At 50.7% G+C, this 22,116-nt stretch carries 22 protein-coding genes; 15 read left to right on the forward strand and 7 right to left on the reverse strand.

Annotated elements, in window-relative coordinates; genetic code table 11:
* The first annotated feature begins 214 nt into the window (after positions 1-214).
* From ACO6UY_RS12720 to ACO6UY_RS12735, 4 genes are read left to right on the forward strand one after another with little or no spacing between them, the layout of a single operon-like run.
* The gene (locus ACO6UY_RS12720) at positions 215-790 is read left to right on the forward strand and encodes an adenylyltransferase/cytidyltransferase family protein (protein ID WP_422467017.1); all 576 of its coding nucleotides are present in this window, start codon (positions 215-217) and stop codon (positions 788-790) included.
* Positions 787-1,401, forward strand: coding sequence for an NUDIX domain-containing protein (locus ACO6UY_RS12725; RefSeq protein ID WP_422444282.1), 615 nt, complete (start codon positions 787-789; stop codon positions 1,399-1,401). The genes ACO6UY_RS12720 and ACO6UY_RS12725 overlap by 4 nt, the downstream gene beginning before the upstream one ends.
* Complete coding sequence (locus tag ACO6UY_RS12730; protein WP_422490149.1) at positions 1,391-1,957, forward strand: hypothetical protein; 567 nt, start codon at positions 1,391-1,393, stop codon at positions 1,955-1,957. The genes ACO6UY_RS12725 and ACO6UY_RS12730 overlap by 11 nt, the downstream gene beginning before the upstream one ends.
* Positions 1,958-2,011: 54 nt before the next feature.
* Complete coding sequence (locus tag ACO6UY_RS12735; RefSeq protein WP_422444286.1) at positions 2,012-2,356, forward strand: hypothetical protein; 345 nt, start codon at positions 2,012-2,014, stop codon at positions 2,354-2,356.
* Between the two features lie 65 nt (positions 2,357-2,421).
* Here the strand turns inward: ACO6UY_RS12735 and ACO6UY_RS12740 are convergent, their stop codons facing one another.
* Positions 2,422-2,619 carry a peptide deformylase gene (locus ACO6UY_RS12740; RefSeq protein WP_422490157.1) on the reverse strand — a complete coding sequence of 66 codons (198 nt, stop codon included), beginning with the start codon at positions 2,617-2,619 and terminating at the stop codon, positions 2,422-2,424.
* The gene (locus ACO6UY_RS12745) at positions 2,526-2,807 is read right to left on the reverse strand and encodes a peptide deformylase (RefSeq protein ID WP_422490159.1); all 282 of its coding nucleotides are present in this window, start codon (positions 2,805-2,807) and stop codon (positions 2,526-2,528) included. The genes ACO6UY_RS12740 and ACO6UY_RS12745 overlap by 94 nt, the downstream gene beginning before the upstream one ends.
* Between ACO6UY_RS12745 and ACO6UY_RS12750 the strand changes: the two genes are divergently transcribed.
* The 3 genes from ACO6UY_RS12750 to ACO6UY_RS12760 all read left to right on the forward strand — a co-directional run bounded on the left by ACO6UY_RS12750 (position 2,742) and on the right by ACO6UY_RS12760 (position 4,290).
* Positions 2,742-2,921, forward strand: coding sequence for a hypothetical protein (locus ACO6UY_RS12750; RefSeq protein ID WP_422490161.1), 180 nt, complete (start codon positions 2,742-2,744; stop codon positions 2,919-2,921). The genes ACO6UY_RS12745 and ACO6UY_RS12750 overlap by 66 nt on opposite strands.
* A 119-nt stretch (positions 2,922-3,040) precedes the next feature.
* Positions 3,041-3,895: a formyltetrahydrofolate deformylase gene (gene purU, locus ACO6UY_RS12755; RefSeq protein ID WP_422444292.1), complete on the forward strand. Its 855-nt coding sequence runs from the start codon at positions 3,041-3,043 to the stop codon at positions 3,893-3,895.
* 110 nt (positions 3,896-4,005) lie between these two features.
* Positions 4,006-4,290: a Lar family restriction alleviation protein gene (locus tag ACO6UY_RS12760; protein ID WP_163372288.1), complete on the forward strand. Its 285-nt coding sequence runs from the start codon at positions 4,006-4,008 to the stop codon at positions 4,288-4,290.
* Here ACO6UY_RS12760 and znuA read toward each other — a convergent pair.
* Both znuA and ACO6UY_RS12770 read right to left on the reverse strand, forming a co-directional pair.
* Entirely contained in the window at positions 4,283-5,224 is a 942-nt protein-coding gene (znuA, locus tag ACO6UY_RS12765; protein WP_422461658.1) for a zinc ABC transporter substrate-binding protein ZnuA, read from the reverse strand. The genes ACO6UY_RS12760 and znuA overlap by 8 nt on opposite strands.
* A gap of 291 nt (positions 5,225-5,515) precedes the next feature.
* On the reverse strand, positions 5,516-5,692 hold the full coding sequence (locus ACO6UY_RS12770; RefSeq protein WP_163372284.1) for a hypothetical protein: 177 nt from the start codon (positions 5,690-5,692) through the stop codon (positions 5,516-5,518).
* A gap of 227 nt (positions 5,693-5,919) precedes the next feature.
* Here ACO6UY_RS12770 and uvrD point away from each other — a divergent pair, with 227 nt between their 5' ends.
* Positions 5,920-8,097 carry a DNA helicase II gene (uvrD, locus tag ACO6UY_RS12775; RefSeq protein ID WP_422444297.1) on the forward strand — a complete coding sequence of 726 codons (2,178 nt, stop codon included), beginning with the start codon at positions 5,920-5,922 and terminating at the stop codon, positions 8,095-8,097.
* A gap of 223 nt (positions 8,098-8,320) precedes the next feature.
* Positions 8,321-10,570, forward strand: coding sequence for a WD40 repeat domain-containing protein (locus tag ACO6UY_RS12780; RefSeq protein WP_422461660.1), 2,250 nt, complete (start codon positions 8,321-8,323; stop codon positions 10,568-10,570).
* A gap of 70 nt (positions 10,571-10,640) precedes the next feature.
* On the opposite strand, the gene ACO6UY_RS12785 is transcribed toward ACO6UY_RS12780, so the two are convergent.
* Positions 10,641-11,615: an ankyrin repeat domain-containing protein gene (locus ACO6UY_RS12785; protein ID WP_422444301.1), complete on the reverse strand. Its 975-nt coding sequence runs from the start codon at positions 11,613-11,615 to the stop codon at positions 10,641-10,643.
* Between the two features lie 232 nt (positions 11,616-11,847).
* Here ACO6UY_RS12785 and ACO6UY_RS12790 point away from each other — a divergent pair, with 232 nt between their 5' ends.
* Positions 11,848-12,969 carry a TRAP transporter substrate-binding protein gene (locus tag ACO6UY_RS12790; RefSeq protein WP_422444303.1) on the forward strand — a complete coding sequence of 374 codons (1,122 nt, stop codon included), beginning with the start codon at positions 11,848-11,850 and terminating at the stop codon, positions 12,967-12,969.
* On the opposite strand, the gene murI is transcribed toward ACO6UY_RS12790, so the two are convergent.
* Complete coding sequence (gene murI, locus ACO6UY_RS12795) at positions 12,945-13,847, reverse strand: glutamate racemase (protein WP_422490151.1); 903 nt, start codon at positions 13,845-13,847, stop codon at positions 12,945-12,947. The two genes, ACO6UY_RS12790 and murI, sit on opposite strands and share 25 nt — an antisense overlap.
* A 276-nt stretch (positions 13,848-14,123) precedes the next feature.
* Positions 14,124-15,107, reverse strand: coding sequence for an ankyrin repeat domain-containing protein (locus ACO6UY_RS12800; RefSeq protein ID WP_422444307.1), 984 nt, complete (start codon positions 15,105-15,107; stop codon positions 14,124-14,126).
* 176 nt (positions 15,108-15,283) lie between these two features.
* Here ACO6UY_RS12800 and cdd point away from each other — a divergent pair, with 176 nt between their 5' ends.
* From cdd to parC, 5 genes are all read left to right on the forward strand, one after another.
* The gene (cdd, locus tag ACO6UY_RS12805; RefSeq protein ID WP_422467027.1) at positions 15,284-16,192 is read left to right on the forward strand and encodes a cytidine deaminase; all 909 of its coding nucleotides are present in this window, start codon (positions 15,284-15,286) and stop codon (positions 16,190-16,192) included.
* A gap of 35 nt (positions 16,193-16,227) precedes the next feature.
* Complete coding sequence (locus tag ACO6UY_RS12810) at positions 16,228-16,491, forward strand: hypothetical protein (protein WP_422444311.1); 264 nt, start codon at positions 16,228-16,230, stop codon at positions 16,489-16,491.
* 191 nt (positions 16,492-16,682) lie between these two features.
* The gene (locus ACO6UY_RS12815; protein WP_422490153.1) at positions 16,683-17,975 is read left to right on the forward strand and encodes an FAD-dependent monooxygenase; all 1,293 of its coding nucleotides are present in this window, start codon (positions 16,683-16,685) and stop codon (positions 17,973-17,975) included.
* 257 nt (positions 17,976-18,232) lie between these two features.
* Complete coding sequence (locus ACO6UY_RS12820) at positions 18,233-19,693, forward strand: di-heme oxidoredictase family protein (RefSeq protein ID WP_422461671.1); 1,461 nt, start codon at positions 18,233-18,235, stop codon at positions 19,691-19,693.
* 114 nt (positions 19,694-19,807) lie between these two features.
* On the forward strand, positions 19,808-22,063 hold the full coding sequence (gene parC / locus ACO6UY_RS12825; protein WP_422490155.1) for a DNA topoisomerase IV subunit A: 2,256 nt from the start codon (positions 19,808-19,810) through the stop codon (positions 22,061-22,063).
* The last annotated feature ends 53 nt before the right edge of the window (positions 22,064-22,116 follow it).

A 22,116-nucleotide genomic window follows, 5' to 3' on the forward strand; every position in this document is an offset into this window, starting at 1 on the left:
TCACTGTTTCAGTGACAGGGAGTCATTCCAGAAGGTGCATCTTACCTGACACACATTATTTGCCTATCAGTAAAAAACCCGCACCGGGTACGTAATGAATCTTTAACCGCTTCGGAATAAACCCACTGTCTGGTTGCCTTCGGTAGACCCTGTAAAATCGATATAATGAGGCCACGCTTTTGTCAGCGCGGATACCACCAAACACGGAGACTCAATGATGAGCCCTATCAAGCTGGGTGTTTTTGGCTCAGCATTTGACCCACCAACACTTGGGCATCTGGATGTGTTACAACAGGCAGCCACCTGCCATGACTGCATCCTGCTGGTTCCCAGTGCCTTTCATGCTTTTGACAAAAACCCTCTGCCATTCGGCCTCCGTCTGCAGATGCTGCAATGCTTTATTGATGAAGCAGAGGCTGGCTGCACCCTGGAGGTATGTGACCTGGAGGCAGAACTGCTGGAACAGAATCCCGGCAGGCCGGTATACACCTATGACCTGATGGCAGCCTTGACCAGTCAGTACCAGGATAAAGCCACACTGTCCTTCATCAGAGGGCCGGATAATGCCAGGCCTGAAACCTGGAACCGATTTTATAAATCGCAGGAAATTGAGGAAACGTGGCCGATCTTTACCGCCACTGAACGGGTGGCCATCCGCAGCAGTAATGTCCGCAATATTCTTGAATCCGCAAAAATAGCCGATGATCTTCAGCAGGGGTTGAATATGCTGCTACCTTCTGTTCAGGCGTTTATTATCAATAACAACTTATACCAGACAGGGAACCCATGAAGCTTTCAGGTCTTGATGCCCGCGATGTACAGGTTCAGGAAGAGGCAAAGGTTTATTCAGGCTTTCTGAAGCTCTTTAAATACACGATTACGCATCGGCTCTTTAACGGGGGAATCAGCCGTCCCCTGATCCGTGAAGCCACCGTCAGGCCACCCTCTGTGGGCGTTATATTGTTTGATCCGGTGCATGACCAGGTGGTTCTGGTGGAGCAATTCCGCATGGGGCCTTTTTTGAGCGACGATGACCCCTGGTTGCTGGAGGTGGTTGCCGGTATCAGTGAGCCTGGCGAAACCCTGGAAGAAGTTGCCCTGCGCGAAGTAGAGGAAGAAACCGGTTATCAGATTACCTCGTTAATGCCGGTCTCGGATTTCTATGTCAGCCCCGGTGCCAGTAACGAAAAACTCAAGCTGTTCTGTGGTCTGGTAGATGCCACGGCTGCTGGCGGCATTTTTGGTGTTGCCGATGAAGGGGAGGATATCAAGGTTCATGTTCTTCCCTTCCAGGAAGCTTATGATATGGTGGAAGACGGAAGGATTGCCAATGCTCCAGCGGTCATTGCACTGCAATGGCTTAAGCTGCATCACCATGAGTTATGCCAACATGAAAAATAACGTCTTCCCAACCTGGCTCCGGCAACGGTATGCCTTTATCTTTATTGTCAGCTTTTTTGCGGTGACGCTCGCTGGATGCCAGACGAACGGCAAGATGTTCCCTGAGCTTAAGCAGGAAAAGCTCACAAAGGATAATAATTGGACCGTATTACCCTTTATCAGCCACGCTAAAGTGCCATACGAGGATCTTATTCAGCTTGAACGTATGTTGTTGGTCCAACTGCCCTCGAAAGGTATAAAAAACCCTGCAATTTATCACTTACCTAAAACTTTCTCGGTTCCAGATTACCTTTCCGAGGTCTTCCAGGTTGAGCAAGCGCGCGTGTGGGCCATCAGTCAACACATCAAGTACTCCATATCTGCTGAAATTCTTGAATGGCACTATGACCAGCAGAACCGTTTTTCCACAGCTCTGAGTTTGAAAGTTAATGATTTATCATCGGGAGACCTGGTTTGGAGCATAGATGGCCTGGGAGAAGGGCGACCTGGTGAAGCGGCCTACGATGTGAGCCGCAAACTGATTGCTGACCTGGTGGCTGCCATGCCGCTTCAATAAGTACAGCGGCACCGGAAAACTGATACCAATTAATCAAAAACGAGAGAAAAGGACATGCTCTACGTACTCAGGGATGATAACAATCAGGTGTGTGCCGTTTCAGAGAAACCGCTGTCCAATGAGTGGCAACAGGCCGGGATGGACGACGAAAGCCTGATGCTCTTTCTGCACAATAATCCGGAAATCAGCTCCGGCATCATGGTGTCTTCCGATGCCGATTTTATCCGGGTACTTGAGGATGTGATTGATCTATTAATTGATAAGCAGATCATCCAGTTCACTGAGTTTCCGGATGTCGTTCAGGCAAAACTGCTCCATCGTCGCAGATATCGTGAAAGTCTCAGGAGTAATGCGGATACTACGCAGCTTCTGGAAGACGGTGATGACAGCATCTTTTAATTGAAAATCGGCGATCGTCAGAGTCAGATGGCTTGCACATGAATTCTTAATGCCTGGTCAGCAGGCTATCTTTCCGCCGAAATCATCCCCGGTGGAGTCATTCGGGCATTGATGGTTGGCCAGTTTTCCGGCCAGCGGCTCTGGGTTTCCATTGATATATTGGGCACCATCAGCGTTGTTTCATCAATCCGTTCCGGAAACAAGATCCCGTCCAGGTGATCAATTTCATGCAGCATAACTCTGGCGGCAAACCCATCCAGAATGAAAGCGGAATATCGGGCACGGCGGGATAACGTGATTTCGTCTCTTCAGTCACGCCTATGCACAATACCCTTGCTCCCCAGCCAATCTGAGGCGCGGCAATACCAATACCGTTTGCCTCAATTTGCCTGTTACGCAGAGTCTGGAGATTGTGCTGGAAATCATCGGTCAATATATCATCAACACACACCTGCTGATGTTGCTGAAAAAGCAGGGGGTCACCCATGATGACCAGATCCGGGCTATCAGGCAAACGCATCATGACAAGAACCACTCCACATCTGGTTACGATCAATCAGTGTAACTTAATGAACCCGCAGAACGGTGAAAATTCCACTGAAGCACTGATCAGCATCAGGCAAAATATGATTTCATAACGACTTCTACTTATAATTGCTGCTCAATTTACGTTTATTAAGCACCATGAACAGAACTTATCGCTTACTTGTTTCCTGCCCGGACGCTACAGGCATCGTAGCCACCGTCAGTGACTTTATCGCCAGACACGGCGGCTGGATTGTTGAAGCCAATCATCACTCTGATCCAGTGACCGGGCGCTTTTACATGCGCAACGAAATCAAAGCGGACAGTCTGCCTTTTTCTCTGGATGAATTTAAACATCATTTCACCCCTGTTGCTGAAAAACTCAGTCTGGACTGGCGCATCAATGACTCAGGAGTTCCCCAGCGTGTTGCCCTTCTGGCCAGCAAAGAGGCCCACTGCCTGTCTGACCTGCTTTACCGCTGGCGAAGTGGCGACCTGAACATGGAAATACCCTGTGTCATCTCCAATCATGAAGATTTGCGCAGCTATGTGGAGTGGCACGGTATTCCCTATCACCATGTACCTGTGGGTAAAGGGGATAAGGCATCGGCCTTTGAGGCAATGACATCACTGCTGGAACAGTACAGTGTTGATACAATTGTACTTGCACGCTATATGCAAATTTTGCCCCCGCAACTGTGTGAGCAGTATGCCGACCGTGTCATTAATATCCATCACAGCTTTCTGCCTTCCTTTGTGGGTGCCAAGCCCTACCATCAGGCCTACGAGCGAGGCGTTAAGCTGGTGGGTGCCACCTGCCACTACGTGACGGAAATCCTTGATGCGGGCCCGATCATCGAGCAGGACGTCATCCGGGTTGGGCATCACCACCTGCCAGAAGATATGGTGCGTTTAGGAAAGGATGTCGAGAAAAGTGTACTGGCGCGGGGATTGAGATATCACATCGAAGACCGGGTTATTGTTGATGGCAGCAAGACCATTATTTTAGGATAGTGCTATACGATTGCCACCATCCTGTGGATAAGCTGTGAAAGTCTGTGCATAAGCTATGAATACACAGGGTATAACTAATCCATGACGCAGATATCGCTCAGGGAAGAGTCATGAAACTACAGTCCTGCCCCTGTTGCCGGGGTAAAGCTATATTTGCCGACCTGATTATCGGCAAAGGCAGTCAACGGGTGAAAATGTGGCAGGTCAGCTGCAGTGGCTGTGGTTTATCCACAGAAATGGACGAAGATAAAAGATATGTGGCAAAACGCTGGAATCTTCGCCAGGAGTACGCAAATCTGAAAATGTGGGTAACATTGCTGGCAGCGCTGCTGCCAGCGTCGATCATCATCAGTCTGCTGCTTGGCAACCTGATGGGTATCAGCCTGATCAGCTGAGTTTATCACTCTTCTTCACCGTACCCTGGATACAACTGGTGATGTTATCCACAAGCTGGTTGATAAACGTTGCATAGCTTTCAGGTCCGGATTGAATATTTTCTGCTAGTGGGTCAAGCACACCAACCTGGACGGAAAGCCCTTCTGTCAGCCGCTCAATATAAGCAGGCTGGAACTGCGGTTCCCGGAAAATGCAAGCTGACCCCGCTTTGTTCAACTGCCCTTTCAGGCTTACCAGGTGCCGGGCTCCGGGTTGCTGCTCAGGATTCAGGGTGAAATAGCCGGCAACTTCCAACCCATACTGCTCTTGTAAATAGCCATAGGCATTATGAAAAACGAAAAATGGCTGCCTGCCTGATTGTTCTACTTTTTGACCGTTGCGCACGTCCGTCTGGTCCATGCTGTTCAGAAACAGAGCAAGATTACGCTGATAGCGAGACTGGTTAACCTTGTCCACAGACATCAACACCCGGGCCATCTCTCTGGCAATAACCCTGGCGTTATCGGTGCTCAACCAGATATGAGGGTCATAGTCACCATGATCGTGATGCTCTCCATGCTCATGAATATGGTGCTCATGCTCTTCACTGCTGCGCAGGCGAATGCCATGCATGTCCATCGCGGATACGGCTTTTACCCCCTTTGCCGAGGCCAGCATTTTGGGCAGGAAAGTCTCCATTGAAGGGCCTACCCAGAAAATGACATCCGCACTTCTTAACTTGCGGGCATCAGAGGGCTTGAGGCTATGGCTATGAGGCGAACTTCCCGGAGGCAACAATACCTCAGTATGAGTCACCCCTTCCGTCACCGCCTGGGCAATCAGCTGCAATGGCTTGATGCTGGCCAGCACTTTTGGTGATTCTGCACGTGCACAAAAGCTGGCAGTCATTAGCAACACTGTTATCAGCAACTGTTTAATGGGGACAAACTGCATACGAAAACCGCTTCTTTTGGAAAGCGTTATAATATAACACTTCAATCTAAAAAAGGATCCCCACATTCATAGTTCAGAACCAAGATCTCAGTTAACTTTTTCTGAACCGTAGTAATACTTACAGAGACATAAAAAGGAATAGTGATTGAAAGTGACAGGCTGGAAATCAAATGAACAATCCGGCGGGGATTTTATGGTACTAACGTTCATTAAATCTATGGACGGGGTAGCGTATTTTTGAATACGAACCCTCACCGAGGAGTAAGCAAAGGTTCGCAGTTTTTGAAGTGGTTAGATGCCTTCCCAGTAATCTTCCCCAAAGATGGCGCTGAGCCGTTTGTCTTCTTCCCGATCCTCAAGTGCTCTGCGGATTTGCAGGGAGCGCTTGGAACCTTTCTGCTCAAGTTCAGGACGGATCAGGTGCTCATCCAGAATGAACTCTTTCTCGGCTTTTTTACCTTTTCCCATAACAGCATCCTCTTCTTGTATTTGTTATTAAATGATGCCTGATTACGATTACCAAAATATTAAATTACTGGTCGTACGACAACTACTCATGTCGTATAAAAATGTGCGATAAATCGCACAAATCAACCATTACAAGACCTCATGGCGCAGTTTCGCTAAACTCTCACTGTTCTGGAAAATACTCTCCCCATCACCAGGGGGCATCGACTTCTGACTGAAAGATTCTTATGGACGTAACCTCAATACTTGATTCACTGAATGATGCACAGCGCAGTGCTGTTGCAGCTCCCGTCAGCTCTATGCTGGTTCTGGCCGGTGCCGGTAGTGGTAAAACCCGCGTGCTTGTCCACCGGATCGCCTGGCTAGTGCAGGCTGAAGCCATGTCCCCTTATTCGGTGATGGCGGTAACCTTCACCAACAAGGCCGCGGCAGAGATGCGCTCACGTATTGAGGAACTGCTGGGCATCGCCCCCAGGGGAATGTGGGTGGGTACGTTTCATGGTCTTTCCCACCGTCTGCTCAGGGCACACTGGAAGGAAACAGGGCTGCCCGAAAACTTTCAGATTCTGGACAGTGACGATCAGCTGCGCGTGCTCAAGCGGATCATGAAAGCCATGCAGCTGGATGAACAGAAGTGGCCGCCACGTCAGGCCCAGTGGTTTATCAACAGCAAAAAAGATGAAGGGCTTCGTCCCGATTACATCGATCCCGGTTACGACCCATTCGAACGCACCATGGTTGATGTTTATCGACGCTACCATGAGTACTGCGAACAGATGGGAGTGGTGGACTTCGGGGAGCTGCTGCTGCGGGCACACGAACTGCTGCTGAAGCGGGCCGATATTCTCCAGCATTACCGTGAACGTTTCCGATACATTCTGGTGGATGAGTTTCAGGATACCAACGCCGTGCAGTATGCCTGGCTGCGATTACTGGCGGGAGACCAGGACAAGCTGATGGTGGTGGGTGATGATGACCAGTCCATTTATGGCTGGCGGGGTGCCAGAATTGAGAATATACGTCAGTTCACCCATGACTTCCCCAATGCCCAGACCATCAAACTGGAACAGAATTACCGCTCTACCGGCAATATCCTGCAGGCCGCCAATGCCGTTATTGCCAATAACCCGGATCGTCTGGGAAAAGAGCTTCGTACCGATGGTGATAAAGGCGAGCCAGTGCACCTGTACGCTGGCTTTAACGAGATGGACGAAGCCCGATTTATTACTGACCGGATTAAAGATGCCATCACCAAAGGCACGGCCCGCAGCGATATTGCCATCCTTTACCGGTCCAATGCGCAGTCCCGTATTCTTGAAGAGGCGATGCTCCGGGCTGCGATACCCTATCGAATCTACGGTGGGCAGCGCTTCTTTGAACGGGCAGAGATCAAAAACGCTCTGGCCTATCTCCGGCTTGTCCGCTCGCCGGATGACGACACCTCTCTGGAGCGGGTGATCAATATTCCCACCCGGGGTATCGGTGAGAAAACCGTAGAAAAGCTCAGAGAGGCGGCCCGGAGTCAGGGTATTTCTCTCTGGCAGGCATTAAAGAACCTGGTGGCAGCCTCGGCGGTTGGCGGTAAGGCGGGTAAATCCATGGCCGCTTTTGTGGAACTGATCGAGTCCCTGAGCCATGCCGGTGAAACACTGGATCTGGGTGAGCTATCCGACCATGTGGTCACCATGAGCGGCCTGATTGACCACCACAGCAAAGAGAAAGGCGAGAAAGGTCAGGCCCGGGTGGAAAACCTGGAGGAACTGGTGAATGCCTGTCGTCAGTTTGATATGGACGAACTGTTCCTTGATGACGAGCAGGGCGAAGAAATCGAAACCATGACACCTCTGGATGCCTTCCTGGCCAATGCCGCACTGGAAGCGGGCACCAGTCAGGCCGATCAGTTCCAGGACAGCGTGCAGATGATGACGCTTCACTCTGCCAAGGGGCTGGAGTTTCCGCTGGTCTTTCTGGCCGGTATGGAGGAGGGGTTATTCCCCCATAAAATGTCGTTGGATGAAGGCAACCTTGAGGAAGAGCGTCGGCTTTGTTATGTGGGTATTACCCGAGCCATGAAAACCCTGTATCTGACCTATGCCGAAAGCCGACGTCTGTACGGCAGCGAAACCATGAACCGCCCTTCCCGTTTTATTCGGGAGATCCCCGGTGAACTGCTCCAGGAAGTGCGCCTTGGTGGCACCATTACCCGACCGGTAGCGACTCGCATGGCACCGGCATCACCTGACCATGGTCTGTCACTTGGCCAGCGCGTCCATCACAACGTGTTTGGCGAGGGAATCGTGATTAATTACGAAGGTGATGGCAACCAGGCCCGGGTGCAGGTCAATTTTGATTCTGAAGGCGCTAAATGGTTGATGATGGCTTACGCCAACCTGTCTCCAATCTAAGGGCATTACTGATGGTGCATTGCCTCTTGCCTATTTTCGCCGCCGACGCAGGCAGCCTCGTAAAACCCCGGAGCAGGAACTTTTGTTAAATTGCCAGATCTTAATGCTCAGGAACTGAATAAATGATCAGGCAGGTAATAGATGATGATTCCAACAACCTTGGGGTACTCATCTACCATGCCCGTATAAATTCCATTCCTGTGTCAATGTGACCGGAGTTATCATGCAACCAATTGCGCAAGGCATTGCAGCCGCAAGCAGAATAGAAACCAATGAACGGCAGTTATTTAATGACCTGAAAACGCTGAATAAATCAGTGGCTGCCTATAACAAACAGGTCTCAGAAATTTCTGGACCGGACCAGTTCAAATCGCTTGAACGGTTGAGGCTGGATTCACCACCCGAATTGACGTTCATCACCGCTATCGGTAAGCGTAAGCTGGAAATTATCGGACTGAACGTTTCCATGGTGCCGCAGTCACCAGGCATTGGTTTGGCCGATGCATCGCAACGAAGACCATCAACTGACGACTCATATATCGAATCATCAACTGACACCTCAGACACCGAATCATCAACTGACATCATTTCAGGCACCAAAGCTATTGACCCAATCAAGGCTCGTATTATCCAATGCCAGGCCAATTATCTGGAACTCCGACTGGCGACCGGCGTCGGTTGTTATATTCGCGATGTCAGCTTCAGCCCAACGAGTAAGAACCTGATTATCAATGGTCGCGATGATGAGAACGAGTTTAGTCTGAGCATCTGGCGACAGGGCGCGGATGGCAACTGGTTGCCAAAAGGGCAGGTCAAGAGTTCTGATGCAATCTTTCGTTACCAGCTTAACCAGTCGGAAAATACACTCCTGAGCATCAGCTATGATGGCAATATCTTGATGAGTACGCTGAACAGCGATGGCCGTTGGCAGGAGGCGGTGGTGCTTGAACACACCACCACTGATGAAAAGTGTCCGAGGGTTAAGGCAGACTTCAGCCCCTTGCAGGACAAAATAATGTCCTACGATCCACAGACCGGCAAAATCAACGTATTGCGCGAGGATAGCAACGGTCGGTGGACCCCGCTAACCCAGGCTAAAGAGATCAGTCACTGTCAGCAAACTGTGACACATCAAGTGCCTTTCGAGGCCACGAACCATTATTTACTGACTTACCAGGGTACAACAGCGACCATTTGGGGCTGTAGTGATGAGACTCACTGCCTGGAGGAGCAAAAGGTCATTGAGTGCAACAGGCAAATTGCCGGTGCTCAACTCAGTCATGATGAGCAGCATGCCGTGATCTTCACCGAAAGTGGCCAGGCCATCTTTCTGGGTTGTAATGTCGATGGCAATTGGTCACAGATCGGGGAGATCTGTCATCCTGAATGGAGTATGAATGAAGACTGCCAACCTTGCGCCAAACCTATTTGCGAAGCCGCCTTCAACGCCTCTGGGCACCTTGCGCTGACCCGTGATACCGACAATACATTTATTATTTCTGGTTATGACGCCAACGGTGACGCTAACGACAATCCCTGGGTAGTAAAAGCGAAAATTCACAGTTGTGCAGAGGCCAAATTCAGCGCCTCCGGGCGTAAATTATTGGCCAACTCCGGTATTGGCATCTTTAAACTCTGGGACTACAACAGTGCTGACCGTCGGCTGGTTAATGGCCAGACCATTTACCACAGTGGCAGTCACAAAGCTATCTTCAGTCCCTCAGAGAACCTTCTTCTGAGCTATGGCAATGAAACAAATTACGCCTGTATTTGGGGGAATTACGAGGAAGGTGATCTGGCTGAGAAAACGAGGATATATCATCAGGGGGGGATTGACTATGCTGCCTTCAACGCTCAGGAGGACTGTGTGCTGACCCGCAGTCGTGACCGGACGGTAAAAATTCAGGCTCTCGACAGCCAGGGCAAATGGCAGGAACAATTGGTGGTTCAACATCGCAACAGTATTATGGATGCTCGGTTTTCCCGTTCAGGGCGGCTTGCCTATACCATTAGCCTGGACGACACCGCTTGTATCCTGGGGCGCAACGATAATGGCCAGTGGGTGAAACTGGCGGTGACGGACTCTGATGCCGACTTCATCGGGGGCGCTAGTTTTAATGAATTGGAAAACCATTTTCTAACCTATGGCAACAAAATGAACCAGAAGGACAAACACCAGCCAGGCCTTGTGCAACTCTGGGATGATATTGCTGGCCTTGTGCAACTCGACCGCAAATGTTGGACAGAAAAAGAGCAGATAAATGGCCTTGTGCAACTCTGGGGTATTGGTGATGATGGCAAATGGTCAAAAAAAGAGCAGATAACACTGGATCATCCCGTTAAATCGGCCAAATTTAGCCCTGATGGCGATCATTTATTGATTTACTGTAACGATGGTATGTTTCCCATTGCTGGCTTTTTAAAAGGCGGTACTGCATTACTCTGGAAGGTTCCTGCCAGCCCGGGGCAGTGATAACCCATCTGGTTATTTCATGCCCGATTTTTCTTCCTCATATCAGACGGCATTCCTGCTCTTTTCTTGCCTATTTCTGCTGTAGTACTTTCAGCTCCAGCGACGTTTTTGCCCCTTTGGCAATCAGGCGTTCTGCACACGCTGGGTCGCTCCTGTGTTTGGCGAGGTCCAGTGGTGTGATGCCAGGGCGATCAGTAGCAGTAGCGACGGCATTGACATTCGCTCCCTTGAAGAGCAGCGCTTCCACGCAATCGACTCTTTCCCAATTGGCTGCGTGGTGCAGAGGAGTGAGGCCAAATGTACAGGTAACGTGGATATCTATCCCCGGGGTGTCGAGCAGCAACTTCAGGCTATCGGTGTTACCCTTTGCGGCGGCCCAGTGTAAAGGAGTGAGACCATAGACATCCTTGGCATTGATATCCACCCCGGGGTGAGCAATCAGCAATTTCAGGCAATCAGTGTGACAGGGATTACCATTTGTGGCAGCCCAGTGTAAAGGAGTGAAACCATCGTCTTCGAGGGCACTGACATTCACTCCCGGGGTCTTGAGCAGCACCTTGAGGGAATCGGTGTCACCACAAAAGGCGACCATGTGTAAAAGGGTGGATCCATCGCTTAAGGTAGCGTTGACATTCGCGCCCGCCATACACAAAAGCTCCAGGCATTTGCTATTCTTTTCCTGCAAAGTAATTAACAACAGACGTTTATCCACAGGTATGCTGGCACCATGATCGGCTTTAATCTTCAGAATCAGTGCCAGTGCTTGCCAATTTCCGGAGCGGCAGGCGTACTCCTCTAGCAATTTGGATTCGCAAAGCAATGGCAGCACGGGAAGTGTCTGACATTCGGAACAGCGGCGTTGGCCCAGTTTGAGTTGCTGCTGATCAGTCAGGGGAATACAACCAAGGTGAAGCTGGCATCCGTACTGACACGATGCCTTGACTTGCAACCGGCCAGCAAATTCGTTTGTGGCGCCGCCATCCTGCTCCTGACAGATACTGCATTTAAACAACTGATCGCTAGTATTAACCCTGACACTATCCATGTTTGCACCTGTATTCATGACTATTAACTGGCATGAGACAATAAGCGGCAGAGGAAGTTCCTTATCCTGAGTAACTTCCATTTTTTTCCTGCTCGTAACAAAACCTCAACAGGCCCTGAGGCTCCTGCTTCAAAGCCTCCCTGTTAATGGCAGCTTGTCAGCTTCCACCTATCCAATTACTATGCTTCTGTCGTGTTCCCTATAAATAAGATTAAGAAAACAGGGTCTTTTCATGAAACGTCGTCATTTATTGTCCTCTTTCGGGGTCGTTGCCGCAGTTGCAGCACTGGCAGGCTGTGGCCAGGGTGAACAACCGCAGCAAACCACCAACACCGAATCAGTAGCACCAGAAGCTCAAACAGCCATCGAGTGGAAGCTGGTGACCTCCTGGCCCAAAAATTTCCCGGGTCTGGGTATCGCGCCTGAGCGCTTTGCCGAGTCCGTTAATAAAATGAGTAATGGCCGACTGACCGTCAAAGTGTATGGCGGCGGTGAACTGGTACCACCTCTGGAAGTCTTTGATGCCGTATCCAGCGGCACGGCGGATATGGGGCACAGTGGCGCTTATTACTGGAAGGGTAAAGACCCGGCCACCCAGTTTTTTACTGCCGTTCCCTTTGGCTTGAACGCCCAGGAAATCAGCAGCTGGATTCACTATGGTGGCGGGCAGGCACTCTGGGACGAAGTGTATAAACCATTCAATGTGAAACCGATGGCCGGTGGCAACACCGGGGTTCAGATGGCGGGCTGGTTCAACAAGGAGATCAACAGCCTGGATGATCTGAAAGGTCTGAAAATGCGCATCCCGGGTATGGGCGGTGAAGTACTGCAGCGCCTTGGCGGGGTACCTGTAAATATCCCCGGTGGCGAGCTATTTACGGCGCTTCAGACCGGTGCTATTGATGCGACTGAGTGGGTCGGCCCATACAATGACCTGGCCTTTGGTTTCTATAAGGCCGCTTCTTACTACTACTATCCGGGCTGGCATGAGCCAGGCAGCATGATGGAATTCACCATCAATCTGGATGCATGGAATAAACTGCCAGAAGACCTGCAGGCCATTGTCAAAACGGCAGCCCGCGCAGCAAACCAGGACATGATTGATGAGTACACCGCACGGAATAATGCGGCGTTGCAACAGCTGGTGAATGAGCACGGGGTAACCGTAAAACGTTTGCCAGATGACGTACTTGCTGAACTGAAAAAGGTGGCTGATGAGATTACCGAGGAAGTTGCGGCCACCAGCGATGTGGCTGGACGGGTTTATCAATCGTTCAGCGAGTTCCGCGAGCAGTCCAAGGCCTACCACAGTATTTCAGAAGTCGCTTTTTATGAAGCCCGATCTTTTGAGTAATTGACAACGTTCTCACCGCAATGGACGCCACCGTCATTCTGTGACGGTGGCGTCATCACCTTCGACCCGACGGGTAAATGTCTCAGGGCAACAAATCCCATTTTCTCCAACGCTGGAACCAGGGCACTTACCTGATCATCCAGCCCTGTGTGCATAAAGAGATCGTGCGGTGCTGACTCTGCATCAAACCCGGCCGGGTCCAACAGGCTGACAACCCTGCGGGCAATAGCAGAGCCTGAGTCGATCCAGTGAATGTCGGCAGATACCTGCTGCAACGCTGTTCTCAGCAAAGGGAAGTGGGTACAGCCAAGAACTACCACATCCGGTACCTCTTCTTCGGCAAAAAAAGGGCCAAGAATCCGGTGCAGATCGTGCTCTGAAACCAGCTCACCCCGAAGGTGCCGTTCAGCCATCTGTACCAATTCGCTGGAACCCACTCGAATCACCTGACAGTCCCCGGCAAAATCATCAATCAGCTGGTCGGTATAGCTGCGGGCAATCGTGCCCGGTGTCGCCAGAAGCCCGATGCAGCGTTTTTTTGAGTACTCACTGGCCGTCTTGATGGCTGGCACCACGCCAACAACGGGGAAATCCAGCTCTTCGCGCACCCTGGGCAGTGAGATGGTACTGGCGGTATTGCAGGCAATGACGGCGAGCGAGGGATCAAACTGCCCGGCTAACGCATTCAGACAGAGGCTGGTACGCTCAATCACTTCCTGCTCGGGCTTTGGGCCGTAGGGAAACCCCTGAGTATCGGAACAGTAAACCACCGGAGCATAAGGTAAAGCCTGCTTTATTTCCTGATAGATGCTGAGGCCGCCGACACCGGAATCGAAAATAACGATCGGCTTTCCCTTTTTATTCACGGCTGTTTTCACAAGATTTTTCCACAAAAATGGTTCGTTTAGCTTTTGACCATCAACAGAGTGATGAAGTTTCTCCAACCGCCATTGATGACGCAATAAGCGTTGTTCCCCATTAATACAGTGAGTCGGTTAGACGGTAATCTGAAGGAATGCATTATCTTTGGTCACATGCCGCCCTGCAACCCGCCTGCATCTGGACAACTCTGCGGGTGTGGGAGGGAGAAAAGCAAGAAGGATGGGGGCAGGGGAAGCCCCCAAAGAGGCTTAAGACGCAATCACTAACGTCGGTCATTCAGCCAGAGACTGAAGCAGTTGAAGATCTTTATCAATTTGTCCTGCCATTGCTCCGAGTGTGGTGATGTCAAGTCTATCCTGGCTGAAGACCGGGTCAGGATTCTCGATACCATCACCCATTTTTTCCGCTTTTTGCTCACCCTCCAGACGGTTTATAACCGGTCTCATATCAAAGAGTTTTGACTCAAGCTCGCCCTGTTGAGCCAAAAGAGCCTCCCCTAATTGATCCCTGACATCCTGGGGTATCTTGCTGAGGATTTCTTCGCAACCAATGAGACTGCCGCCGTGTTGCAAAAAGGCTTTTGCCGCCTCATAGTTGCCGGAGCTTAACGCATAATGAACGGGTGTGCCTGGATGACACCACCAACTGGCCTCATTTAACTCGCCCTTGTGGAGACTGTCTTCGACATAGTCGCTCATAGCAGCATCCTGAAATACCGGGACTGTATAGAAACTTCTGGGAGCGATTTTATCGGCGGTGCACAGTGCTGCAATCATCTCAGGACTGCCGGATTCTGCCAAGGCATAAAGCAGGGGCTTATTGTTGACTGACAGTTGCTGTATAGGTTCCTGCAACAACTTTAATTCTGATTGCCGATTATTTTCCACACACCTTTTGTTATGTGCTATTACTTCATTCCTCATCGCCTTGAGATGTTTGGTAAACATCCGGACATTATTTTCCTTCAATACCTTGGAGACCTCTGCCGCCCTGGCGGACTGACCGCACATCCTGTTATTGATGCTGCTGGCGATCCCTGAGATGGCTTTGGTAATTGTCCAGTTGCTTTTATCACTGTGCACCTCTGGACCGACTCTCGGAACCTGCTGTTGACTGGGGGTCGCACTTATTGTTCTCCCATTCCAACTGCCCTCTTTACCGATTTTGCCGGATTTTTCCGGAAATTCGCCTTCATTTCCAGGGATTTTTGTTGGGGCATTCCCGGGTTTGTATAGTCCATTGGTATGGAAGGTCATAATTAAATCCTTTTTTAATCAATCCTCGATTAACTTTAGCTAAGGTGTGTTTCCGTTTCTGTTACTGGTAAATCCATAGCTCTTCGAGCCCTGCAAACCATTGAAAAAGAGCAATGGAAATTCTCTCTTTTCCGTAGTACATAAGCAGCCTTGAATCCTGTCACCGGAGTAGCGCTATGAATCACAGAGCTTTTCAGGATCAACTGGCTCAGTTCCCGGCTAATGCTGCGGATATCCTGCAACAGTTGATTCACCAGCAGGGCCGCCTTGAGCCAGAACAGGTGAATGAGCTTCAGGGCTTAATGGAGGTGCCATCAGAGCATCTTCTCAAAGCACTGCTGCCTCTCGCTGCTGCCATGAGCACCTGCCCGATCTCAAATTTTTCCGTAGGGGCGATTGTTGAAGGCTTTCGACCGGAAGGACAAGGGCCGGTCTATCTGGGTGCAAACCTTGAAATAGCCGGGCAGCCTCTGAAAATGGCCATTCACGCCGAGCAGGCAGCGATCTGCAACGCCTGGCACCAGGGAGAAACCCGGCTGCGCCGCCTGATGGTCAATGAAGCCCCCTGTGGGCACTGCCGACAGTTTATGAACGAACTGAACGGGATCGACCAGGTGGATATTCTGGTCAGTCAGCTCAATAGTGACCAGCAGCGCCACTATAGGATCTCAACCCTGCTACCAGACGCCTTTGGCCCCGGCGATCTGAAGCAAGACACTCGACTGATGAGCCCGTCGCTGCTCTCCTTCGAGAGCCCGGCCCCTGCTGATAAGCTGGTCAATGCAGCAACAGAAGCGGCCCGCCGGAGTTATGCGCCTTATTCTGGCTGTCATTCAGGTGTTGCTCTTCTTATAGATAATGGAGATATAATTTCTGGTAGATATGCTGAAAACGTAGCTTTCAACCCGGGAATGACTGCCGTAGAGGCCACCCTGGTTAATCTCCGCCTATCCAGCCTGACCAAGGCACCGGGTAAGATTATTGACGCGGTTATGGTTGAAAACCAGGCCTCGATCTCTCATAGGGCCATGGCAGATTCAATCATTAGTCATGCAGGAACAGAATTACGCTATTTCGTTGTATAAACTTATAGGAACTCATTGAGCAAGGAGGCCAGATTGTGAGTTCCGGTTACAGAATTGATTCAGCATCCTCTCCCCATCTTGACTACGGCCAGGGCAATGGCGACAGTACGGGTCACAATGACAGCAGTGCCAATGCTTCCTCTACAGACCACAAGTCTTACATTGACCGCTCAGGCTCAAGAAAGGGGCGGGATAAATCTCTGGAAATGCGTAAAGCCCGGAAAAAAAACCGGCGCAAAAAGAAAAAAATCTCTGAGAGAAATACCAAAGAGTTTAATGATGGCCAGACCGATGAGTGAAGGCCATCACCAGACTGCCGTTAACGTTCTTTCTCAATAATCCTTTCTCAGCCAATAGCATCTTCGCCCCGAAGGGCAACCCCGGACACTTCATTTGACTAATTCCATTCCCGGTGAAAAGATCCTGATCGGGAAGATAGATGGTGTGCGCTGCTGCACGGATTTATGACGCTTACATACAATGCTTGCTTATGAAAAGAACAGACGCTTCCGGACAAAGTGATGACCAGCAACACTACGATGTACTTATTGTCGGCGGAGGTATGGTGGGTGCCACGATTGCCTGTGGCCTCGGCCAGCAGGGAATAAAGGTTGCCTTATTCGACCACTGTGCGCCATCGCCATTACCAGTGGACGCACTACCTGAACTGCGAGTATCTGCGCTCAGCACAGCATCGGAGGAAATTCTTCGCCAACTGGGCGCATGGCCACATATGCAGTCCATGCGTATGACGCCGTATCGTCGTATGGCGGTGTGGGAAAAACTGCACTCCCCCTTTGGCAAAGAGATAGATTCAAGAGCCAACCGGGTGATGTTTGACGCCAGGCAGATTCATCACTCGCAGCTGGGTTTTATTGTTGAAAACCGGGTGACTCAATCAGGTCTGTTAGAAGCCATCAAATCCTACCCATCCGTCTCTTTTTTCTGTCCGGTCAGTATTCAAACCATTCATACCTCTTCGACGCCCCCGGTGATTGAGTTGTCCGATGGTCGTCGCTTTTCCGGTGATCTTTTAGTGGGGGCAGACGGTGCTAACTCACGGGTTCGCCAAGCTGCCGGGCTGGGCATAAAACAACGGGATTATGAGCAGCAATGCCTGGTGGCAACGGTCGAAATTGTCGGCGGTTGCCAGGACATTACCTGGCAGGCCTTTACCCCGACAGGTCCGGAGGCCTTTTTGCCACTGCCGGATATTAACGGCAGAAGTTACGGATCGATTGTCTGGTATAACCATCCGGAGAAAGTTCGGGAACTGCTGGCACTGTCCGAAGAGGACTTCATTGAAGCGCTGGTAACCACTTTTCCTGCTGAACTACCGGATGTTATTCAGCTCCATGAGCGTGGTGCTTTTCCTATTGCCCGCCGTCATGTTACTGAATATTTTCGCCAGGGGGTGGTTCTTGCCGGCGATGCAGCCCACACGATAAACCCCCTGGCAGGACAGGGGGTAAACCTCGGTTTGCAGGATGCCGCCTGGCTGATTGAAATTCTGGTGGATGCCTTGAGGGCCGGTGAAAACCCCGGCAGCCCGGAGGTTCTTGCCCGGTATGAACAGGCCAGGCGAAGCGATAATGCCTTGATGATGAACACCATGGACGCTTTTTACCATACCTTCAGTAATCAGAGTAAGCCGCTGCAGCTTCTGCGAAATCTCGGCCTGACTCTGGCTGGCAAGCTGTCACCCGCGATCAACCAAGTGATGAAGTACGCCATGGGGCTTTCTGGCAAACAGCCCAGGCTGGCCACCGGAAAAAAACTATAAATCCAATATTGGTCTTGTTGTTATGGCCTGCGGTGTGTTCAACGCCATAATTTCTGACTCTCTGTGCTGACGGCTCATTTGCATATCACCGTTAGCCCGGGCAATTGATTATTGTCGGACTTTTGCCGATTAACAGCATTACAAATAAACAAAAATAACACATGAAGACAGCCTCAATTTAAAGCACGCTCATCGTGCTTCTGCCTTCAGGCTTCCCTGGCAGCAACTGTTATGAAGGATTGATTTCAAGGATGATCATGACTAATAACCCCTTTTTCATCATCTTAAGTCTGCTGTTTTTGCTCGCTGGCTGTGATTTTTCCGAAGACGATAAGAAGCGGCCAGCTTATGAACAGTTCCAGCCGGGGGAAGATATGCCCGGTGGCACTGCTTCTGTTTGGGTTTCCGGGTTTAATACCATTGCCAAGCCTTCAGCCAATATGCCGGTATTTAACCGTTTAAACTTTCATAAAGGCAATGCGCTGTTCCGCCAGGACTGGCAACCGGAATCCGGGGATGATCTGGCTTCGGATGGGTTAGGGCCTCTGTTTCATACCGCCAGCTGCAGCGGTTGCCATATTCATGACCGAAGAGGCCATGCACCAGAAGATGGAGAGGAGACCGATGCATCGGTTCTGGTTCGGCTCAGCATTCCCGCAATCACGGATGAGCAGAAGAAACGCTTGAAAAAATCAGGCGTGATTCCTGAGCCTACCTACGGTGGACAGCTGCAGGTTAATGCCCTTGAGGGTGTGAAGCCTGAAGGGAAGGTCAGGGTTACCTTTGAATATTTCAAGGTAGCCTTTGCCGATGGTCATCAGGTTGAGCTTCGAAAACCGATATTCACCATGGAAAACCTTGGCTATGGGCCCCTGGCTGAAAACACCATGATATCCATGCGGATTACGCCATCAATGATCGGCATCGGCCTGCTGGAAGCCATTTCCGAGAACAGCCTGCTGGCGAATGAAGACCCTGAAGATCAGGATGGTGACGGTATTTCAGGCAGGGCCAACCGGGTCTGGGATATCCAGAAGCAGAGAACCTCCATTGGCCGGTTCGGTTGGAAAGCCGGGGTGCCAACTCTGCGACAGCAGTCGGCTGCAGCATTCAACGGAGATATGGGGCTGACCACCAGCCTGTTTCCAGATGAATCCTGTACTGAGTGGCAAAAGGATTGCCTGGCGGCTCCCAGCGGTGCGGCACCGGATGTATCTGACTTTGTTCTGGATAAAGTGGTATTTTACAGCCGTAATGTGGGGGTGCCTGTTCGCACCAATGCCAAAAAGCCAGAGGTGCTGAAGGGCAAGAAATTATTCAATGAAGCGGGTTGCGCGGGCTGTCATCAACCCAGTTTCCGAACGGCGTCCATGGATGTTCAATCGGAAACCGCCATGACCGTTATTGAGGAGGAGCAGGCGAATCAACTGATCTGGCCTTACAGTGATTTTCTTCTGCATGATATGGGGAAGGGGCTTGCGGATGGCCGCCCGGAGTTTCTGGCCTCTGGGAGAGAATGGCGCACACCGGCACTCTGGGGTATTGGTCATACCCAGCTTTTGGATCGAAGAACCGGCTTCCTGCACGACGGTCGTGCCAGAAGTTTAATGGAAGCGATCCTCTGGCATGGCGGTGAAGCCAAACAGTCCCGGGGCAATGTGTTAAAGATGAATGTCCGTGAGCGAAAGGCCCTGGTGGCTTTTATCGAATCGCTTTGATTTCTGCCAATGTGGTTAAAAAATCTTATTGTGATACCACCATAACTTTTAGAACAAGAAAGATACTTGTTATCATGACGGATTTATTATCAGAGTCCTGAAACAGGTTTAAGCATGGCGGAGCAGATCATTATTGGCGACGATGGAGTTGAGCGTCAGTCCCTGAGAGCGTATACCGAAAACGCGTACCTGAATTACTCCATGTACGTCATCCTGGATCGTGCCCTGCCCCATATAGGGGACGGCCTCAAACCTGTCCAGAGACGCATTATCTACGCAATGAGCGAGCTTGGCTTGAAAAATACCGCCAAGTTCAAGAAGTCTGCCCGTACCGTGGGTGATGTGCTCGGTAAGTTTCATCCCCACGGAGACAGCGCCTGCTACGAAGCCATGGTGTTGATGGCACAACCTTTTTCCTATCGCTACCCACTGGTGGATGGACAGGGCAACTGGGGCTCGCCTGATGACCCCAAATCCTTTGCCGCCATGCGTTATACCGAGTCCCGCCTCACGAAATATGCTGACTCATTGCTGGGAGAACTTGGCCAGGGCACGGTGGACTGGGTGCCAAACTTTGACGGAACACTGGAAGAACCATCCATACTGCCAGCGCGCTTACCCAACCTTTTACTGAATGGCACCACCGGTATTGCTGTTGGTATGGCAACCGACATCCCACCGCACAATCTGCGTGAAGTGGCCAACGCCTGTATTCACCTGCTGGAGAATCCCAGGGCAGGGGTTGCCGAGCTTTGTGAACATATTCAGGGGCCTGATTTTCCAACGGAAGCTGAGCTGATTACCCCACAGTCAGACCTGATCAAAATGTATGAGTCGGGCAGGGGTTCTTTACGAATGCGCGCGGTCTACCAGCAGGAAAGTGGTGATATTGTGGTGACGGCCCTGCCACACCAGGCATCCGGGGCGAAGGTTCTGGAACAAATCGCAGCGCAGATGCAGGCCAAAAAGCTGCCAATGGTCGCTGACCTGCGGGATGAATCCGACCATGAAAATCCGACTCGTCTGGTGATCGTTCCCAAGTCTAACCGGGTAGATACCGACAGCCTGATGAACCACCTGTTCGCCACCACTGACCTGGAAAAAACCTACCGGGTTAATATGAACATGATCGGTGTTGATGGACGCCCCCAAGTTAAGGCGCTCAACAAAATGTTGGGCGAGTGGCTTACCTGGCGCAGTGAAACGGTACGTCGCCGTTTACAACACCGGCTGGATAAAGTGCTCAGCAGACTTCATATTCTTGAAGGTTTGATGATCGCCTTTTTGAATATTGATGAAATTATCGAAATCATCCGTACAGAAGATAAACCCAAAGCCATTCTTATGGAGCGCTTTGGGCTTTCTGATATTCAGGCCGAAGCCATCCTTGACCTGAAATTGCGACATCTGGCCAAACTTGAAGAAGTAAAGATTCGTGCAGAGCAGGACGACCTGGAGCGGGAGCGCAATTCACTTGAGTTGACCCTGGGATCAGAAAGACGTCTTAAGACGCTTATAAAAAAAGAGCTCAAAGCGGATGCTGAAAGTTTTGGCGACGATCGTCGTTCTCCTATCGTCGTAAGATCTGAAGCCCAGGCATTATCACAATCAGATCTGATGATCTCTGAGTCTGTCACCGTCGTACTGTCAAATAAAGGCTGGGTACGTTGCGCCAAAGGTCATGATGTTGATCCGTTGACGCTTAATTACAAATCTGGCGACGGCTATCGTTTATCAGCAAAAGGGCGGAGCAATCAGACTTCAGTGTTTCTCGATTCTACCGGGCGAGCCTACTCCGTTCTGACCCATACGCTGCCTTCGGCAAGAGGGCAGGGTGAACCATTAACCGGGCGAGTCAACCCTCCCTCCGGCGCAACCTTTGAAGGTTTGTGTGTTGGTGACGCCAGTGATTGTTATCTGCTGGCCAGTGATGCGGGTTATGGTTTTATTGCACAATTCTCCGATATGGTCAGTAAAAACAAGGCCGGAAAAACCCTGCTGACACTGCCCAAAAATGCCCATGTACTGACACCAATGCCCGTAAGCGGCAACAACCCGATGCTGGCCGCCATCACCAATGAAGGGCGAATGTTGGTATTCCCATTGCAGGACCTTCCCAAGCTTGGCAGGGGGAAAGGCAACAAAATTATTAATATTGCCTCTGCCCGTGCAGCCGAAAGAAGTGAGCTGATGACTCAGCTTGCCATCATCAATGACGGTGATGCGCTGACACTCTTCGCAGGCAAACGCCATGTGACTCTGAAAGCCACAGACCTTGAGCATTATCGTGGTGAGCGGGGAAGACGTGGCAACAAGCTTCCCAGGGGCTTTCAGAAAGTGGATAAGGTTGAAGTGATTTCTGCAGGGTAACCTGCAGAATGATTAAGCGTCTTTTCGGATAAGCCTTTCAAGGCTTATTCCGA

Origin of the sequence: Endozoicomonas sp. ALE010 (genome assembly GCF_049310165.1) — a bacterium.
Classification (GTDB): domain Bacteria; phylum Pseudomonadota; class Gammaproteobacteria; order Pseudomonadales; family Endozoicomonadaceae; genus Endozoicomonas.

Coding starts and splice junctions, on each gene's coding strand:
- ACO6UY_RS12760 (WP_163372288.1), top strand. CDS start 4,006: ATGAAACTACAGTCCTGCCCCTGTTGCCGGGGTAAAGCTATATTTGCC.
- ACO6UY_RS12820 (WP_422461671.1), top strand. CDS start 18,233: ATGACTAATAACCCCTTTTTCATCATCTTAAGTCTGCTGTTTTTGCTC.
- parC (WP_422490155.1), top strand. CDS start 19,808: ATGGCGGAGCAGATCATTATTGGCGACGATGGAGTTGAGCGTCAGTCC.
- znuA (WP_422461658.1), bottom strand. CDS start 5,224: ATGCAGTTTGTCCCCATTAAACAGTTGCTGATAACAGTGTTGCTAATG.
- ACO6UY_RS12720 (WP_422467017.1), top strand. CDS start 215: ATGATGAGCCCTATCAAGCTGGGTGTTTTTGGCTCAGCATTTGACCCA.
- ACO6UY_RS12780 (WP_422461660.1), top strand. CDS start 8,321: ATGCAACCAATTGCGCAAGGCATTGCAGCCGCAAGCAGAATAGAAACC.
- ACO6UY_RS12815 (WP_422490153.1), top strand. CDS start 16,683: ATGAAAAGAACAGACGCTTCCGGACAAAGTGATGACCAGCAACACTAC.
- uvrD (WP_422444297.1), top strand. CDS start 5,920: ATGGACGTAACCTCAATACTTGATTCACTGAATGATGCACAGCGCAGT.
- ACO6UY_RS12790 (WP_422444303.1), top strand. CDS start 11,848: ATGAAACGTCGTCATTTATTGTCCTCTTTCGGGGTCGTTGCCGCAGTT.
- ACO6UY_RS12725 (WP_422444282.1), top strand. CDS start 787: ATGAAGCTTTCAGGTCTTGATGCCCGCGATGTACAGGTTCAGGAAGAG.
- purU (WP_422444292.1), top strand. CDS start 3,041: ATGAACAGAACTTATCGCTTACTTGTTTCCTGCCCGGACGCTACAGGC.
- ACO6UY_RS12735 (WP_422444286.1), top strand. CDS start 2,012: ATGCTCTACGTACTCAGGGATGATAACAATCAGGTGTGTGCCGTTTCA.
- ACO6UY_RS12770 (WP_163372284.1), bottom strand. CDS start 5,692: ATGGGAAAAGGTAAAAAAGCCGAGAAAGAGTTCATTCTGGATGAGCAC.
- ACO6UY_RS12785 (WP_422444301.1), bottom strand. CDS start 11,615: ATGGATAGTGTCAGGGTTAATACTAGCGATCAGTTGTTTAAATGCAGT.
- ACO6UY_RS12730 (WP_422490149.1), top strand. CDS start 1,391: ATGAAAAATAACGTCTTCCCAACCTGGCTCCGGCAACGGTATGCCTTT.
- ACO6UY_RS12800 (WP_422444307.1), bottom strand. CDS start 15,107: ATGACCTTCCATACCAATGGACTATACAAACCCGGGAATGCCCCAACA.
- cdd (WP_422467027.1), top strand. CDS start 15,284: ATGAATCACAGAGCTTTTCAGGATCAACTGGCTCAGTTCCCGGCTAAT.